This window comes from Kitasatospora sp. NPDC058492, from assembly GCF_042720685.1.
GTDB lineage: Bacteria > Actinomycetota > Actinomycetes > Streptomycetales > Streptomycetaceae > Kitasatospora.
In genome coordinates this window covers 74,716-92,258 of sequence record NZ_JBHXMU010000017.1, presented here as the reverse complement: position 1 = coordinate 92,258, position 17,543 = coordinate 74,716, and the positions used below count along the sequence as shown (strand labels likewise).

Annotated in this window: 13 protein-coding genes and 1 tRNA gene; all 14 read left to right on the top strand. The window is 69.5% G+C overall.

All coding sequences use genetic code 11. From position 1 onward, the window contains the following. The first annotated feature begins 88 nt into the window (after positions 1-88). The 14 genes from nusG to ACFWPI_RS13995 all read left to right on the top strand — a co-directional run bounded on the left by nusG (position 89) and on the right by ACFWPI_RS13995 (position 17,496). Entirely contained in the window at positions 89-1,000 is a 912-nt protein-coding gene (nusG, locus tag ACFWPI_RS14060) for a transcription termination/antitermination protein NusG (protein WP_380369612.1), read from the top strand. A 165-nt stretch (positions 1,001-1,165) separates the two neighbouring features. After that, a complete protein-coding gene (gene rplK, locus ACFWPI_RS14055) occupies positions 1,166-1,600 on the top strand; it encodes a 50S ribosomal protein L11 (RefSeq protein ID WP_063348931.1) in 435 nt (144 codons plus the stop codon). A gap of 77 nt (positions 1,601-1,677) precedes the next feature. After that, positions 1,678-2,400, top strand: a complete 723-nt coding sequence (gene rplA, locus ACFWPI_RS14050; protein ID WP_063348932.1) for a 50S ribosomal protein L1 — start codon at positions 1,678-1,680, stop codon at positions 2,398-2,400. A 171-nt stretch (positions 2,401-2,571) separates the two neighbouring features. Further along, positions 2,572-3,357 carry a hypothetical protein gene (locus ACFWPI_RS14045; protein ID WP_380369607.1) on the top strand — a complete coding sequence of 262 codons (786 nt, stop codon included), beginning with the start codon at positions 2,572-2,574 and terminating at the stop codon, positions 3,355-3,357. A 111-nt stretch (positions 3,358-3,468) separates the two neighbouring features. Beyond that, on the top strand, positions 3,469-4,290 hold the full coding sequence (locus tag ACFWPI_RS14040; protein WP_380369605.1) for a hypothetical protein: 822 nt from the start codon (positions 3,469-3,471) through the stop codon (positions 4,288-4,290). A gap of 39 nt (positions 4,291-4,329) precedes the next feature. Then, a complete protein-coding gene (locus ACFWPI_RS14035) occupies positions 4,330-4,512 on the top strand; it encodes a hypothetical protein (RefSeq protein ID WP_063348935.1) in 183 nt (60 codons plus the stop codon). A 72-nt stretch (positions 4,513-4,584) separates the two neighbouring features. Next, positions 4,585-5,448 (top strand): hypothetical protein, encoded by an 864-nt coding sequence (locus ACFWPI_RS14030; RefSeq protein WP_380369602.1) that lies wholly within the window; start codon positions 4,585-4,587, stop codon positions 5,446-5,448. Between the two features lie 365 nt (positions 5,449-5,813). After that, positions 5,814-6,377, top strand: coding sequence for a 50S ribosomal protein L10 (rplJ, locus tag ACFWPI_RS14025; protein ID WP_063348937.1), 564 nt, complete (start codon positions 5,814-5,816; stop codon positions 6,375-6,377). Between the two features lie 84 nt (positions 6,378-6,461). Next, positions 6,462-6,845, top strand: a complete 384-nt coding sequence (rplL, locus tag ACFWPI_RS14020) for a 50S ribosomal protein L7/L12 (protein ID WP_208869184.1) — start codon at positions 6,462-6,464, stop codon at positions 6,843-6,845. Between the two features lie 721 nt (positions 6,846-7,566). Beyond that, positions 7,567-11,043 carry a DNA-directed RNA polymerase subunit beta gene (gene rpoB / locus ACFWPI_RS14015; protein ID WP_063348939.1) on the top strand — a complete coding sequence of 1,159 codons (3,477 nt, stop codon included), beginning with the start codon at positions 7,567-7,569 and terminating at the stop codon, positions 11,041-11,043. A 98-nt stretch (positions 11,044-11,141) separates the two neighbouring features. Then, positions 11,142-15,035 (top strand): DNA-directed RNA polymerase subunit beta', encoded by a 3,894-nt coding sequence (locus ACFWPI_RS14010; RefSeq protein ID WP_380369599.1) that lies wholly within the window; start codon positions 11,142-11,144, stop codon positions 15,033-15,035. A 167-nt stretch (positions 15,036-15,202) separates the two neighbouring features. Next, positions 15,203-15,276: transfer RNA gene (locus ACFWPI_RS14005), tRNA-Met, on the top strand. A gap of 355 nt (positions 15,277-15,631) precedes the next feature. Continuing rightward, entirely contained in the window at positions 15,632-16,819 is a 1,188-nt protein-coding gene (locus ACFWPI_RS14000; RefSeq protein ID WP_380369597.1) for a sensor histidine kinase, read from the top strand. Continuing rightward, complete coding sequence (locus ACFWPI_RS13995; protein WP_063348943.1) at positions 16,816-17,496, top strand: response regulator transcription factor; 681 nt, start codon at positions 16,816-16,818, stop codon at positions 17,494-17,496. The genes ACFWPI_RS14000 and ACFWPI_RS13995 overlap by 4 nt, the downstream gene beginning before the upstream one ends. The last annotated feature ends 47 nt before the right edge of the window (positions 17,497-17,543 follow it).

Sequence of the window (17,543 nt, the reverse complement as noted above, 5' to 3'; positions counted from 1 at the left end):
CTCTCCTGGCGCCCGCGCGAGCGGCAGCCCGCCGGAGCCGGCCCCGGAGCGCGCCACCTTCACCATCTCCAGGAAAGAAGCAGCCACCGTGTCTGAGTCCCCCCTGTACGACGCCGACGAGACCGTCCGCGAGGCGGATGTCGCCGCCGAGCTGGACGCGGCCGAGCTGGCTGACGAAGCCGAGTCCGCCGAGCAGATCGTTGACGCCGTGGACGGCGACGAGGACGAGGTCGAGGCGCACGACGAGGCCGAGGCCGGCGAGCCCGCCGAGGAGGCGGCGCTGCACGTGGAGGACGACGTGGAGCCCGCCGCCGAGGAGACCGAGGCCGACGCCGAGGACGCCGACGCCGAGGAGGCCGAGGCCGAGGAGGCCGCCGCCGAGGAGGTCGTCGAGGTCGACCCGGTCGCCAAGTTCCGCGAGGACCTGCGCTTCATGCCGGGCGAGTGGTACGTGATCCACACCTACGCCGGCTACGAGAACCGGGTGAAGCAGAACCTGGAGCAGCGCGCCGTCTCGCTGAACGTCGAGGAGTACATCTTCCAGGCCGAGGTGCCGCAGGAGGAGGTCGTCCAGATCAAGAACGGCGACCGCAAGACCATCCGCCAGAACAAGCTCCCCGGCTACGTCCTGGTGCGCATGGACCTCACCCCCGAGTCCTGGGGCGTCGTGCGCAACACCCCCGGTGTCACCGGCTTCGTCGGCAACGCCTACGACCCGTACCCGCTGACCCTGGACGAGGTCGTCAAGATGCTCGCCCCGGACGTCGAGCGCCAGGCGGCCAAGGAGGCCGGCAAGCCCTCGCCGATCAAGCCGAGCGAGATCCAGGTGCTGGACTTCGAGGTCGGCGACTCGGTCACCGTCACCGACGGTCCGTTCGCGACGCTGCAGGCGACCATCAACGAGATCAACCCCGACTCGAAGAAGGTCAAGGGCCTGGTCGAGATCTTCGGCCGGGAGACCCCGGTCGAGCTCTCCTTCGACCAGATCCAGAAGAACTAGTCCCACAATCTTCGGATCCGGGGCGGGGCCGAGGGCCCTGCCCCGGATCCGTTTTGGTCCAGCGGCGCTAAGGCGTTAGCCTGGTTCGATGTGTGTGTTGGCGGCCGGGTGTCGCCCCGGTTCCGCACACACCAGCACTCACCTCTCGGAAGGACCCGGAGAGACATGCCTCCCAAGAAGAAGAAGGTCACGGGGCTTATCAAGCTCCAGATCAACGCCGGTGCGGCCAACCCGGCGCCGCCGGTCGGCCCCGCGCTGGGCCAGCACGGCGTCAACATCATGGAGTTCTGCAAGGCCTACAACGCCGCGACCGAGTCGCAGCGCGGCATGATCGTGCCGGTGGAGATCACGGTCTACGACGACCGTTCCTTCACCTTCATCACGAAGACGCCGCCGGCCGCGCGCCTCATCCTGAAGGCCGCCGGTGTGGACAAGGGCTCCAGCGAGCCGCACAAGACCAAGGTCGCCAAGCTCACCAGCGCCCAGGTCCGCGACATCGCCACCACCAAGATGCCCGACCTGAACGCCAACGACCTGGACGCGGCGGAGAAGATCATCGCCGGCACCGCCCGGTCGATGGGCATCACCGTCGAGGGCTGACCAGCTCTTTTCGTCCCTGTGGTAGGGCCTGCGCAGGCCCGTGATACCACGACTCCCATCACCATTCAGGAGCAGCAGTGAAGCGCAGCAAGGCTCTGAAGGCCGCGGACGCTCAGGTCGACCGCGACCGCCTCTACGCCCCCCTCGAGGCCATCCGCCTCGCCAAGGCGACCAGCACCACCAAGTTCGACGGCACCGTCGAGGTCGCCATGCGTCTGGGCGTCGACCCGCGCAAGGCCGACCAGATGGTCCGCAGCACCGTGATCCTCCCGCACGGCACCGGTAAGACCGCTCGGGTCCTGGTCTTCGCGACCGGTGACCGTGCCGAGGCCGCGCGTGCTGCGGGCGCCGACATCGTCGGCTCCGACGAGCTGATCAACGAGGTCGCCAAGGGCCGCCTGGACTTCGACGCCGTCGTCGCCACCCCGGACCTCATGGGCAAGGTCGGCCGCCTCGGCCGCGTGCTCGGTCCCCGTGGTCTGATGCCGAACCCGAAGACCGGCACCGTGACCCCGGACGTCGCCAAGGCTGTCAACGACATCAAGGGCGGCAAGATCGAGTTCCGCGTCGACAAGCACTCGAACCTGCACTTCATCATCGGTAAGGCCTCCTTCACCGACGAGCAGCTGGTCGAGAACTACGCCGCCGCGCTGGACGAGGTGCTCCGCGCCAAGCCGTCCGCCGCCAAGGGCCGCTACATCAAGAAGACCGCCATCAGCACCACGATCGGCCCCGGCATCCCCGTGGACCCGAACCGCACCCGCAACCTCTTCGTCGAAGAGGACCCGGCCGCGGTCTGAGCCGATCGGCTCTGAAGCAGTCCGTACGACGGGCCCGTACCCCCTTCACCGGGGGTGCGGGCCCGCCGTCGTTTCCGGATCGGAACAGGGGTGGATGGGAACGGTTGCCCGAAGCGTCGTACGCTCTGCCGGTCAGATCATGTGCAGAACGTGTGACCGTCGGAGCGTGCCGTGCCGCCCACCCTTCGCCCCGCCGCCGCGGTGGCCGCCCTGCTGCTGATCGGTGCCACCACCGGGTGCAGCCTGCTGGCCGCCCCGGGAACCCGCACCCCCGACGGCGACCCCGCGCCCGTACCGCCCCGCCAGGTGGTGCTCGCCGCCGCCCAGGCGCTGGACGACGCCGGCGGCGCCCGGATCGACGTGGTCGAGGAGGGCCCGGCCGGCCGCCGCACCGCGAGCGGCACCCTGGTCTGGGGCACCCGGGACGAGGGCGCCCTGAGCGTCACCGACGAGCAGGGCACCGGGCAGCTGACCCTGCGGGACGGCGCACTCGACCTCAGCTACCAGGGCGCCCCGCCCAAGCACGCGGACCGGGACGGCGCCGAGTCGCTCGATCCGCGGGCGACCACCGGCCCGGGCGGCTACGCGGGTGGCTGGATGACCGCACTGGTCACCAACCCGGGCAGCCGCGCGTACAAGATCGCGCAGGCCGGGAAGCTCGGCTCGCTCGGCGGCGAGCAGCTGGCCGGGATGACCGTGGCGCACTACCAGGGCTCCACGCCGGTGGCCGAATACTTCGGCGCGGACCAGGAGTTGACCCCGGCGCGACTCGCCGCGGTGGTCGACTGGTACGGCCGGCGAGGGGTGTCGGCGATCGTTTACGACGTCTGGGTCGGGCCCGGCGAGCGGCTGCTGCGACTGCGTGAGACGGCCCGGGGGAGCGACGGCAGCACGGTGACCACGACGGATGTCTCGACCCCCGGAGAAGGCGACGCGCCTCCTGTCGAAGCCGGGTGACGGGAGGGGGCTGTCCGGCGCGTGGGGGATCTGGCGATCCGTTAGAGTCCGCGTGAGAAGAAGCCGAAAATCGGTTCTTCATCGGATCGTTCGGATCTCACGGGGGACTCCATGCGCGCTGCGCGCCTCGCCTCGACCGTCGCCATCGCGGCCGTGCTGCTCGGTGCCGTCACCGCCTGCGGCAGCAAGGGCGGCGACGCCAAGAGCGGCGACGCGGCGGCCGCGGCGCTCACCGGAGACCCCAAGGCCGCGCTGGCCGCCTCCGCCCTGGTGATGCAGAAGGCCGGCAACGGCAAGGTCACCATGATCTCCCCGGACGGCTCGACCCACACCGCGGGCAGCGGCGACGCCGACTGGAAGGACCCGAACCGGGCGGCCGTCGACCTGACGGGCGAGGTCGAGACCAAGAAGATCCGGTTCCGGGTGATCGGGACCGACGGCTACCTCGGCGGCGGCGACAGCGAGGCCGCCGCCATGGGCGGCAAGCACTGGATCAAGCTGCCCGCCTCGAACGAACTCGGCAACGGCGTCCTGCTGATGAGCCAGCTGCTCAACCCGGTCGCCCAGCTCGGGCTCGCCGCGCAGAGCGGCAAGCCCGCCAAGGTCGGCCAGGAGAGCCTCGACGGCGTCCAGGTCACCCACCTGCGGGCGGTCGAGGAGGCCTCCGCCATGGTGGCCGCCATGCCGGCGCTCACGGCCGGCCAGCGCACGGCCGTCCAGAAGTCCCTGGAAGAGGACGGCAGGACCCTCACCATCGACTTCTGGCTCAACGGCCGGCAGGAACTCGTCCAGTACCAGGAGTACGGGGACAAGAACGGCGAGCACGACGCCGTCACCGTCAAGTACGCGGACCTCGGCAAGGCCGCGAAGATCGACGCCCCCGCCGCCACCGACCTCGGCAGCGAGACCGACCTCCTCAAACTGCTCGGCTGATCCGCCGAGCCCGCGCACCGGAGCCGACGAGACCTCTGGGTGGACGCCGACCAGTTGGTCGTCCAGCGGAGCGCGACCGGCGACACCAAGGCGGGCGCGTTCAAGTCCACCGTCCTCTACTCGGACTACGGCACGCCGGTCACCGCCGCGGTGCCGGGCGCGGCCGACACGGTGGAACTGGCCGAGCTGGCGAAGCTCGGCAAGGGGGGCGCCACCGGCTGATCCGGGTCAGGGTGGCAAGGTGGCCGGAACGAAAGCCGCCGACGCGGCGCCCGGGCGAGAGGGGACCAGACGATGGCAGGACGACGGCGGTTGGCGGCGCTGGCCGCGGTCGTCCTGCTGGCGAGCGGGCTGGCCGGATGCGGCGGGGGTGGCGGCGCGCCGTCCACGCCCTCCGGCAGCCCGACCCCGACGAGTTCCTCGTCGACCGAGGCGGCCAAGCCCAGCGACCGCTCGCCGCACGGCGTCCTGGTCTCCGCCCAGCTGGCGATGCAGACCGCCCGCCGGGCCAAGGTCAGCTACCGGCTGGGCGCGGACGCCGGGGCCGGGCCGCTGTTCTGGCAGCCCAAGACGGCGCTCCAGATCAAGCGCTCCACCCCGGCCGACGCCGAGCAGCTGATCGTCGTGGACACCGTCGCCTACCAGGGCGGTGACGCCGCCACCGCGGCCCGCCAGGGCGGCCGGCACTGGGATCGCTTCTCCGTCCCGCCGGACCCGGACGGCCACCGGGAGGTCCCGTACGCGGGGCTGATCGACCTGTTGAACCCGGTCGAGGCGCTGGCCGCCGCCACCGCCGACGGGGTGGACCCCCGGTTCATCGGCGAGGAGAGGTTCGACGACTCGACGGTCGAGCACTACCGGATCACCACCACCGCCGAGCGCTACGCCGCCGCCCAGACCCAGCTGACCCAGGCCCGCCGGGACGGCCTGCGGGCCGCGCTGGCCCCCGGCGGCTCGATCTCGCTCACCGTGGACCTCTGGCTCAACGACAAGGACCAGCTGGTCCGGCTCCAGCGCACCGGCAGCGGTGACAGCGGCCGGGCGGACGACTCGGTGCTCTACTCCGACTTCGCCGGCGCCCTGCTCTCGGTGCAGGCCCCGGCCGAGACGGACACCGTGGACACCGGGCCCCGGACGGTCTCCCCGCTGGCCCGCTGAGCCCCGTCCGGCGCGGCCGGCCCGGCGGGCATCGGCCGTTCAGGGGCGATTTGCCCCGGACGGCGGAGTCCGGTTACTGTTACCGAAGCCAAAGACCGCTGGTTGTCACCGTGCTCGCGAGGGATTCGGTGGCCGAAGGATCTGCGCTTCGTCGCAGGCAGCCCGCGCAGGTGTGTCTGGAGCTTCGACTTCCGGGTCCGCGTTCGCGCGAACATCCGTTGAGGTCGTTTCGAGCCCCGTGCGCCCTGCGCATCGGGGCTCATCTGCTTTCCGCAGGCTTTCCTTCCGTCCGGTTGGTTCGAGGCGTGAATGGTCGACTTTCGCGGTCGGCCGGATTTCGACATCACGGAAGGAGGCGTAAGCCTATGGCAAGGCCCGACAAGGCTGCTGCCGTCGCCGAGATCACGGACAAGTTCCGTGGCTCCTCCGCGGCGCTGCTGACCGAGTACCGCGGTCTCTCGGTGAAGCAGGTCAAGACCCTGCGTCGCTCGCTCGGCGAGAACGCCGAGTACGCCGTGGTGAAGAACACGCTGACCAAGATCGCGGCCAACGAGGCCGGGATTTCGGAGCTCGACGACCTGTTCAACGGTCCGACGGCTGTCGCCTTCGTCACCGGTGACCCGGTGGAGTCGGCGAAGGCTCTGCGTGACTTCGCCAAGGAGAACCCCGCTCTCATCATCAAGGGCGGTGTCCTTGACGGTAAGGCGCTGTCCGCCGATGAGATCAAGAAGCTCGCGGACCTCGAGTCCCGCGAGGTGCTGCTCGCCAAGCTGGCGGGTGCCCTGAAGGCCAAGCAGTCCCAGGCTGCCGCGCTCTTCCAGGCCCTGCCGTCGAAGCTCGTCCGCACTGTGGACGCGCTGCGCGACAAGGTCGAGCAGGGCGGTGCCGGTACGCCGGCTCCCGCCGCCGAGGACGCCGCCGCCGAGTAATCGGCAGGCTCACGCCTCGCTGCGGGCCCGTGCCCGCCCCACCCGTACATACGGCATCACCTGCCGATTTAGTGGAAGGACGCCATCATGGCGAAGCTGTCCCAGGACGAGCTGCTCGCGCAGTTCGAGGACCTCACCCTCATCGAGCTCGCTGGCTTCGTGAAGGCCTTCGAGGAGAAGTTCGACGTCACCGCCGCCGCCCCGGTCGCCGTTGCCGCCGCCGGTGGCCCGGCCGCCGTTGAGGCCGTCGAGGAGCAGGACGAGTTCGACGTCATCCTCGATGGTGCCGGCGACAAGAAGATCCAGGTCATCAAGGAGGTGCGCACCCTGACCTCCCTCGGCCTGAAGGAGGCCAAGGACCTCGTTGACACCGCTGGTGCCAAGGTCCTGGAGAAGGTTGCCAAGGACGTTGCCGAGAAGGCCAAGGCCGCCCTCGAGGGTGCCGGCGCCAAGGTCACCGTCAAGTGACTTCTCGCCCCCTCTGAGGGGGCCTGAAGCCGGGCCGATCACCCTTGTGGGTGGTCGGCCCGGCTTTTTCGCGTTTCCGGCCCTGGGCGGCCCTGGACGGCCCTGGGACCGCTCCGCGGCCGGGACGCGCCGGTGTGGCCGAGAGCCCACTCGGCAGCGTCGGTGCGGACGGGTATGGTGATCACCGTCATCGACGGTGGCCCCCACCACGGCTTCTGTAACGCCGGGGGGCGTCCGGCCGATGGACGGGTCGAGGTCCGCACCGCCTGCGGGCCCTTGACGAACCCGGCGAGGCGCGCGATTCTCAAGGCGCGAGTCCGCCCGGTTGGTTTGCCACTGGATGCATAACCAGTGGCTCAGGCGGGAAATGACTCCACGTGAGTTATGGGGCCCGGGCAGTGCCCGGGCCGGTGCAGTACCCGGTGGGCGTTCGCGTCCGCCGGCTACCGGGAGGAGTCTCCGATTCGGTTTCCGAATCAGAGCTGGACAGCAGTGTGCCCTTTGGCTACACTGTCCCTTTGCGCTGCCTGTTAGCTGCTCCGTGACTCGTCGCCCGGAGTTTGCGTTGCCCTGAAGGGGTCTGGCATCGCCTCCGCAAAGCGGCTCTGACCTGGGATTCCGATCCCGGCGGAGGCCAGTGGCGAGGGAGGCGGGACCAAGCCCGTGAAGGCCCGGCTGGTACGCGCGTAGTGAGCTCCGAGCCCTCGGAAGGACCCCCCTCTTGGCCGCGCCGCGCAACGCCTCGAACAATTCCGCCGCATCCACCGCCCCGCTCCGCGTCTCCTTCGCGAAGATCAAGGAGCCCCTCGAGGTCCCCAACCTCCTGGCCCTGCAGACCGAGAGCTTTGACTGGCTGCTCGGCAATGCGGCCTGGAAGTCCCGGGTCGAGGCGGCGCTGGAGAACGGTCAGGACGTCCCCACCAAGTCCGGTCTGGAGGAGATCTTCGAGGAGATCTCCCCGATCGAGGACTTCAGTGGGTCGATGTCGCTGACCTTCCGCGACCACCGTTTCGAGCCGCCGAAGAACTCGATTGACGAGTGCAAGGACCGCGACTTCACGTTCGCGGCTCCGCTCTTCGTCACGGCCGAGTTCACCAACAACGAGACCGGTGAGATCAAGTCTCAGACGGTCTTCATGGGCGACTTCCCGCTCATGACCCACAAGGGCACGTTCGTGATCAACGGCACCGAGCGTGTCGTCGTGTCGCAGCTGGTCCGCTCCCCGGGCGTGTACTTCGACTCCACCCTGGACAAGGTGTCCGACAAGGACATCTACTCCTGCAAGGTCATCCCCTCGCGTGGTGCCTGGCTGGAGATGGAGATCGACAAGCGCGACATGGTCGGCGTCCGCATCGACCGCAAGCGCAAGCAGTCCGTCACCGTGCTGCTCAAGGCGCTCGGCTGGACCAACGAGATGATTCTCGAGGAGTTCGGCGAGTACGAGTCCATGCGCAACACCCTGGAGAAGGACCACACCCAGGGCCAGGACGACGCGCTTCTGGACATCTACCGCAAGCTGCGTCCTGGCGAGCCGCCGACGCGCGAGGCCGCGCAGACGCTTCTGGAGAACCTGTACTTCAACCCGAAGCGCTACGACCTCGCCAAGGTGGGCCGCTACAAGGTCAACCGGAAGCTGGGCAACGCCGAGTCGCTGGACTCCGGCGTGCTCACCGAGCCCGACATCATCGGTGCGATCAAGTACCTGGTGAAGCTGCACGCCGGTGAGACCGAGTGGAACGACCAGACCGGTCGCGACATCGTGGTCGAGGTCGACGACATCGACCACTTCGGCAACCGTCGCCTGCGCAACGTCGGCGAGCTCATCCAGAACCAGGTCCGTACGGGTCTCGCCCGTATGGAGCGCGTCGTGCGCGAGCGCATGACCACCCAGGACGTCGAGGCGATCACGCCGCAGACCCTGATCAACATCCGGCCGGTCGTCGCCTCCATCAAGGAGTTCTTCGGCACCAGCCAGCTGTCGCAGTTCATGGACCAGACGAACCCGCTGTCGGGCCTGACCCACAAGCGCCGTCTGTCCGCCCTCGGCCCCGGTGGTCTCTCCCGTGAGCGCGCCGGCTTCGAGGTCCGTGACGTGCACCCCTCGCACTACGGGCGCATGTGTCCGATCGAGACCCCCGAAGGCCCGAACATCGGTCTGATCGGGTCGCTGGCCTCGTACGGCCGGGTCAACGCCTTCGGCTTCATCGAGACCCCGTACCGCAAGGTCATCGAGGGTGTCGTCACGGAGCAGGTCGACTACCTCACGGCCGACGAGGAGGACCGCTACGTCATCGCGCAGGCCAACGCCCCGCTGACGGCGGAGCTGACCTTCGCCGAGCCGCGTGTCCTGGTCCGCCGCCGTGGCGGCGAGATCGACTACATCCCGGGCACCGAGATCGACTACATGGACGTCTCGCCGCGCCAGATGGTGTCGGTCGCGACCGCCATGATCCCCTTCCTCGAGCACGACGACGCCAACCGCGCGCTCATGGGCTCGAACATGATGCGCCAGGCGGTGCCGCTGCTGAAGAGCGAGGCTCCGCTGGTCGGTACCGGCATGGAGTACCGCTGTGCCGTCGACGCCGCGGACGTCATCACCGCCGAGAAGGCCGGTGTCGTCCAGGAGGTCTCGGCCGACTACGTCACCGTCGCCAACGACGACGGCACGTACACCACGTACCGCGCCGCCAAGTTCACCCGCTCCAACCAGGGCACCGCCTTCAACCAGAAGGTGCTCGTGGACGAGGGCGCCCGGGTCGAGTCCGGCCAGGTGCTGGCCGACGGCCCGTGCACCGACGAGGGCGAGATGGCCCTCGGCAAGAACCTGCTCGTGGCGTTCATGTCGTGGGAGGGTCACAACTACGAGGACGCGATCATCCTGTCGCAGCGCCTCGTGCAGGACGACGTCCTCTCCTCGATCCACATCGAGGAGCACGAGGTCGACGCCCGTGACACCAAGCTCGGCCCCGAGGAGATCACCCGGGACATCCCGAACGTCTCCGAGGAGGTCCTCGCCGACCTCGACGAGCGCGGCATCATCCGCATCGGCGCCGACGTCGTCACCGGCGACATCCTGGTCGGCAAGGTCACGCCCAAGGGCGAGACCGAGCTGACCCCGGAGGAGCGCCTGCTCCGCGCGATCTTCGGTGAGAAGGCCCGTGAGGTCCGCGACACCTCGCTGAAGGTGCCGCACGGTGAGTCCGGCAAGGTCATCGGCGTCCGCGTCTTCGACCGCGAAGAGGGCGACGAGCTGCCCCCGGGCGTGAACCAGCTGGTCCGCGTCTACGTGGCCCAGAAGCGCAAGATCACCAACGGTGACAAGCTCGCCGGCCGTCACGGCAACAAGGGCGTCATCTCGAAGATCCTGCCGGTCGAGGACATGCCGTTCCTGGAGGACGGCACCCCGGTCGACATCATCCTCAACCCGCTGGGTGTCCCGTCCCGAATGAACCCGGGACAGGTCCTGGAGATCCACCTCGGGTGGCTCGCCAAGCAGGGCTGGGACGTCTCCGGCCTCGCCGACGAGTGGGCCCAGCGCCTCCAGGCGATCGGCGCCGACACCGTCCAGGGCGGCACCAACCTCGCCACCCCGGTCTTCGACGGCGCCCGCGAGGACGAGATCACCGGCCTGCTGGACAACACCACCCTCACCCGTGACGGTGAGCGCCTGGTGAACTCCACCGGCAAGGCCCGGCTGTTCGACGGCCGCTCCGGCGAGCCGTTCCCGATGCCGGTCTCGGTCGGCTACATGTACATCCTCAAGCTGCACCACCTGGTCGACGACAAGCTGCACGCCCGTTCGACCGGTCCGTACTCGATGATCACCCAGCAGCCGCTCGGTGGTAAGGCGCAGTTCGGTGGTCAGCGCTTCGGTGAGATGGAGGTGTGGGCCCTTGAGGCGTACGGCGCTGCTTACGCGCTGCAGGAGCTGCTCACCATCAAGTCCGACGACGTCCTCGGCCGTGTGAAGGTCTACGAGGCCATCGTCAAGGGCGAGAACATCCCCGAGCCCGGCATTCCCGAGTCCTTCAAGGTCCTCATCAAGGAAATGCAGTCGCTCTGCCTCAACGTGGAGGTGCTGTCCTCGGACGGCCAGTCCATCGAGATGCGGGACTCCGACGAGGACGTGTTCCGCGCCGCCGAGGAGCTCGGCATTGACCTGTCCCGGCGCGAGCCGAGCAGCGTCGAAGAGGTCTGACGGAGGTTGGGCCGGCTGCCCGAGCAGCCGGCCCGCCCCCAGGCCCCCCTCAGACCACATGAACGACTCTCGACTTACGAAAGAGGGCTTGACGACCAGTGCTTGACGTCAACTTCTTCGACGAGCTCCGCATCGGCCTGGCCACCGCCGACGACATCCGCCAGTGGTCGCACGGCGAGGTCAAGAAGCCGGAGACCATCAACTACCGCACCCTGAAGCCCGAAAAGGACGGACTCTTCTGCGAGAAGATCTTCGGCCCCACCCGGGACTGGGAGTGCTACTGCGGTAAGTACAAGCGCGTCCGCTTCAAGGGCATCATCTGTGAGCGCTGCGGCGTCGAGGTGACCCGCGCCAAGGTGCGCCGTGAGCGGATGGGCCACATCGAGCTGGCCGCCCCGGTCACCCACATCTGGTACTTCAAGGGCGTGCCGTCCCGCCTGGGCTACCTGCTCGACCTGGCGCCGAAGGACCTCGAGAAGGTCATCTACTTCGCCGCCTACATGATCACCTGGGTCGACGACGAGCGCCGCCAGCGCGACCTGCCGTCCCTGGAGGCGCACGTCTCGGTCGAGCGCCAGCAGATCGAGAACCGCCGCGACTCCGACCTCGAGGCCCGTGCCAAGAAGGCCGAGACCGACCTGGCCGAGCTGGAGGCCGAGGGCGCCAAGGCCGACGTGCGCCGCAAGGTGCGCGAGGGCGCCGAGCGCGAGATGAAGCAGCTGCGCGACCGCGCGCAGCGCGAGCTCGACCGCCTCGACGAGGTGTGGGCCCGCTTCAAGAACCTCAAGGTCCAGGACCTCGAGGGCGACGAGCTGCTCTACCGCGAGCTGCGCGACCGCTTCGGCACCTACTTCTCCGGCTCGATGGGCGCGGCGGCCCTCAAGGACCGCCTCGAGACCTTCGACCTGGCGGAGGAGTCCGAGCGCCTGCGCGAGATCATCCGCACCGGCAAGGGCCAGAAGAAGACCCGTGCGCTGAAGCGCCTCAAGGTCGTCTCCGCGTTCCTGCAGACCACCAACAAGCCCAACGGCATGGTGCTGGACTGCGTTCCGGTCATCCCGCCGGACCTGCGTCCGATGGTGCAGCTGGACGGTGGCCGCTTCGCGACCTCCGACCTGAACGACCTGTACCGCCGCGTGATCAACCGCAACAACCGCCTGAAGCGGCTTCTCGACCTCGGCGCGCCCGAGATCATCGTGAACAACGAGAAGCGCATGCTCCAGGAGGCCGTCGACGCCCTGTTCGACAACGGCCGTCGCGGCCGTCCGGTCACCGGCCCGGGCAACCGCCCGCTGAAGTCCCTCAGCGACATGCTGAAGGGCAAGCAGGGTCGTTTCCGCCAGAACCTGCTCGGCAAGCGCGTCGACTACTCGGCCCGTTCGGTCATCGTCGTCGGCCCGCAGCTCAAGCTGCACCAGTGCGGTCTGCCCAAGGCCATGGCGCTGGAGCTCTTCAAGCCGTTCGTGATGAAGCGCCTGGTCGACCTGAACCACGCGCAGAACATCAAGTCGGCCAAGCGCATGGTCGAGCGTGCCCGCCCGGTCGTGTGGGACGTGCTCGAAGAGGTCATCGCCGAGCACCCCGTCCTGCTGAACCGTGCGCCCACCCTGCACCGCCTCGGCATCCAGGCCTTCGAGCCCCAGCTGGTCGAGGGCAAGGCCATCCAGATCCACCCGCTCGTCTGCACCGCGTTCAACGCGGACTTCGACGGTGACCAGATGGCCGTCCACCTGCCGCTCTCCGCGGAGGCGCAGGCCGAGGCCCGCATCCTGATGCTGTCCTCGAACAACATCCTGAAGCCGGCCGACGGTCGCCCCGTCACCATGCCGACCCAGGACATGGTGCTCGGTCTGTTCTTCCTGACCTCGGACCGGGAGACGGTGAAGGGCGGTGGCCGTTCCTTCTCCTCGACCGCCGAGGCCGTCATGGCCTTCGACGCCCGCGAGCTGGACGTCCAGGCCCCGATCGAGCTGCGCCTGCCGGCCGGCACCGTCCCGCCGCGCGGCTGGACCCCGCCGGTGGACGAGGAGGGCCAGACGGCCTGGTTCGACGGCGAGCCGTTCCGTCTGACCACCACCCTGGGCCGCGCGCTCTTCAACGAGCTGCTGCCCGAGGACTACCCGTTCGTCGACTACGAGGTGGGCAAGAAGCAGCTCTCCGCGATCGTCAACGACCTGGCGGAGCGCTACCCCAAGGTCGTCGTCGCGGCGACCCTGGACAACCTGAAGGCGTCCGGTTTCCACTGGTCGACCCGCTCGGGTGTCACCGTCTCGATCTCCGACGTCGTCGTCCCGCCGAACAAGCCCCAGATCCTCGAGGGCTACGAGGCGAAGGCGGAGAAGGTCCAGCGTCAGTACGAGCGCGGCCTGATCACCAACGACGAGCGCAAGCAGGAGCTCATCGGCATCTGGACCCAGGCGACCAACGAGGTCGCCGAGGCCATGAACGAGAACTTCCCGAAGACGAACCCCATCTTCATGATGGTCGACTCGGGTGCTCGTGGAAACATGATGCAGATGCGCCAGATCGCCGGTATGCGTGGTCTGGTGTCGAATGCCAAGAACGAGACCATCCCGCGACCCATCAAGGCGTCGTTCCGTGAGGGTCTCACCGTGCTGGAGTACTTCATCTCCACCCACGGTGCCCGTAAGGGTCTGGCGGACACCGCCCTCCGTACCGCCGACTCCGGCTACCTCACCCGTCGTCTGGTCGACGTCTCCCAGGACGTCATCATTCGCGAGGAGGACTGCGGTACCGAGCGCGGCCTGAAGCTGGCGATCGGCACCGTCGGCGCGGACGGCGTGCTGCGCAAGGCCGACGACGTCGAGACCAGCGTGTACGCCCGCATGCTCGCCGAGGACATCACGGTGGACGGCAAGCTCCTTGCCACCGCCAACACCGACCTCGGTGACGTGCTGATCGACGAGCTGATCCGCCACGGCATCGGCGAGGTCAAGACCCGCTCGATCCTGACCTGCGAGTCGGCCGTCGGCACCTGCGCCTTCTGCTACGGGCGTTCGCTGGCCACCGGCAAGCTGGTCGACATCGGTGAGGCGGTCGGCATCATCGCCGCCCAGTCCATCGGTGAGCCCGGCACCCAGCTGACGATGCGTACCTTCCACACCGGTGGTGTGGCCGGTGACGACATCACCCAGGGTCTGCCGCGTGTCGTCGAGCTCTTCGAGGCCCGTACCCCCAAGGGTGTGGCCCCGATCTCGGAGGCCACCGGCCGGGCGCGGATCGAGGACACCGAGAAGACCCGCAAGCTCGTCATCACCCCGGACGACGGCAGCGAGGAGATCGCCTACCCCGTCTCCAAGCGTGTGAAGCTGCTGGTCAGCGAGGGCGAGGCGGTCGAGGTCGGCCAGAAGCTGACCATGGGTGCCACCAACCCGCACGACGTCCTGCGCATCATGGGCCAGCGTGCCGTCCAGATCCACCTGGTCGCCGAGGTCCAGAAGGTCTACAACTCGCAGGGTGTGTCGATCCACGACAAGCACATCGAGATCATCATCCGGCAGATGCTGCGCCGCGTGACGATCATCGAGTCGGGCGACGCCGAGCTGCTCCCGGGCGAGCTCGTCGAGCGCGGCCGCTTCGAGACCGAGAACCGTCGCGTGGTCGCCGAGGGCGGTCACCCCGCCTCCGGCCGTCCGCAGCTGATGGGTATCACCAAGGCCTCGCTGGCCACCGAGTCCTGGCTGTCGGCCGCCTCCTTCCAGGAGACGACCCGGGTCCTCACCGACGCGGCGATCCACGCCAAGTCGGACCCGCTGCTGGGCCTCAAGGAGAACGTCATCCTCGGTAAGCTCATCCCGGCCGGTACGGGTCTTCCCCGCTACCGCAACATCCGGGTCGAGCCGACCGAAGAGGCCAAGGCCGCGATGTACTCGGCCGTCGGCTACGACGACTACGACCTGTCGCCCTTCGGCGCCGGCTCCGGCCAGGCGGTCCCGCTGGACGACTACGACTACGGCCCGTACACCGGCTGAGTCCGACGTTCGGCTGTCAGGGCGGTCACCCCTCGCGGGGTGGCCGCCCTGCGGCGTTCCCGGGCCGGGTCTTTCCGGGCTTTTCCGGGCTTTCCCGGGGTCGTCGGGGGTCTGCGGGGCAGCGATTAGGTTCCCTGGCAGAAGTCGCGTAGAGTCGTGTTTACCGACGCGGGGTGGAGCAGCTCGGTAGCTCGCTGGGCTCATAACCCAGAGGTCGCAGGTTCAAATCCTGTCCCCGCTACTCAGTAGCAACGAAGGGCCCGGAGGCATCAAGCCTCCGGGCCCTTCGTCGTTCCCGGGAGTCGTCCCCGGGAGCGGCCCCTCCCTCGTGCGGGGGAGGGGCCGGAACCGCTCCGGTGGGGGAGGCGGGGGAGGGGGCGGCCGGGGCAGGCTTCGCGTGTCGGGACGACGGGGCTTTCGAAGGGGGCCGGGCATGAAGCGGGTACCGGGCGCGGAGGCGATCACGGGGGCGGTGCGTTCGGGCGCCGGCGCAGTGCCGGTCGACGGTGTCTGACCGGGCCGTTCCGGAGGTCCTGCCGGTAGGGCATGATCTTCTCCGCGGGGGCGGCGCCCCCGGACACGGGGGAGGGGCTGCGGTGGTGCGAGCGGCGCGCTGGCGGAGCTGGTCGGCCGGGCTGAGTCCGTACGTGCTGGACTCGCTGCTGGCCGTGGCATCGGCCGGGATCTCGGTCTGGGCGGTCGGCAACGACGACAGGGCCTGGCCGTGGTGGGTCTACCTGGTGGCGGTGTCCACCTCGCTGTCGCTGCCCTGGCGGCGCCGGGCGCCGCTGGCCGCGCTGGCGGCGGGCAGCGTGGCCTTCATGACGCTGTCCGTGGTGGCGCACTCGGCGAGTCCGCAGGTGCCGCTGGCCGGTGTGATCGGCATCTACACGGTGGCGGAGCGTTCCCCGGACCGGCAGCGCTGGACGGTGCTGGCGGTGGTGGTGGTCGCCAACGTGATCGGCACCCACTCGCCCAACGGCATGCTGTTCAGCCTGCTCACCTCGGTCGGCTCGTTCGTCTTCGGCTCGCTGGTGCGCGCCCAGCGGCGGCTGGCCCGGCTGGAGGCCGAGCGGGCCCGCGAGGCGGGGGAACGGGCGGCCAGTGAGGCGGGCCGCGCGGTGGTGGAGGAGCGGGCCCGGATCGCCCGGGAGATGCACGACATCCTGGCGCACGCCGTCTCGCTGATGATCATCCAGGCCGAGGCCGGGCCGCTGGTGGTGCACGCCAACCCGGACCGGGCGATCCGCGCCTTCGACACCATCGCCGACGCGGGCCGCGACGCGATGGTCCAACTGCGGCGCGTCCTCGGAGTGCTGAAGGAGGAGGGGGCCGGTCCTGAGCTGGCCCCGCAGCCCCGGCTGGCCGAACTCGCCGACGTGGCCGAGCGGGTGCGCCGGGCCGGACCGGCGGTGGAGCTCGAACTGGCCGACGGGCTGGGCGCGGTGCCCGCCGACCTCCAGGCCGCGGCGTACCGGATCGTGCAGGAGACGCTGACCAACACGGTCAAGCACTCCGGCGCCGACCGGGTGGCGGTCCGGGTGCGGCGGTCCGGGGACACCCTGGAGGTCGTGGTGTCCGACAACGGGCGCGGGCTGCCGGTGACCGTCGGCGGCGTGGTGAACGGCTGGTCCGGCGGCCGCGGGCTGGTCGGCATCCGGGAGCGGGCGGCGGCCTGCGGCGGGCGGGCCGAGGCCGGACCCGGACCGGAGGGCAAGGGCTTCCTGGTGAGTGCCCGGCTGCCGTTGGGGGTGGCGGGCGTGGTGGAGAAGGCGGGCGGATGAAGCCGATTCGGGTGGTCGTCGCGGACGACCAGGAGCTGGTGCGGGCGGGGTTCGGGATGATCCTGGACGCGCAGCCCGACATCGAGGTGGTGGCCGAGGCCTGCGACGGCGCCGAGGCGGTCGAGGCGGTCCGCGCCCACGGCCCGGACGTCCTGCTGCTGGACGTCCGGATGCCGGTCATGGACGGGCTGGAGGCGGCCCGCCGGGTCTGCGCCGAGTTCCCGTCCACCAAGGTGATCATGCTGACCACCTTCGACGCCGACGACTACGTCTTCGACGCGCTGTACGCGGGCGCCAGCGGCTTCCTGCTCAAGGACGTCCGGCGGGACGACCTGGCGCACGGGGTGCGGATGGTGGCCTCCGGGGAGGCGCTGCTCGCGCCCTCGGTGACCAGGCGGCTGATCGGCGAGTTCGCCGCCCGCCGCCCGGGCTCGCCCGAGCGGGCGCTGCGGCCGCCGTCCAAGCTGCTGGAGCAGCTCACCCTGCGTGAGCAGGAGACCCTGCGGCTGCTGGCGCGCGGGCTCTCCAACGCGGAGATCGCGGCCGAGCTGGTGGTCAGCGAGCACACGGTGAAGACGCACGTCAGCAATGTGCTGAGCAAGCTGGGGCTGCGGGACCGGGTGCACGCGGTGGTGTTCGCGTACGAGGCCGGCGCGGTGGTGGCGGGGGAGGCGTAGGGCCCTCTTGCGGATCACGCCGGGCGCGGGGCCCCTGGTCGGGGCTC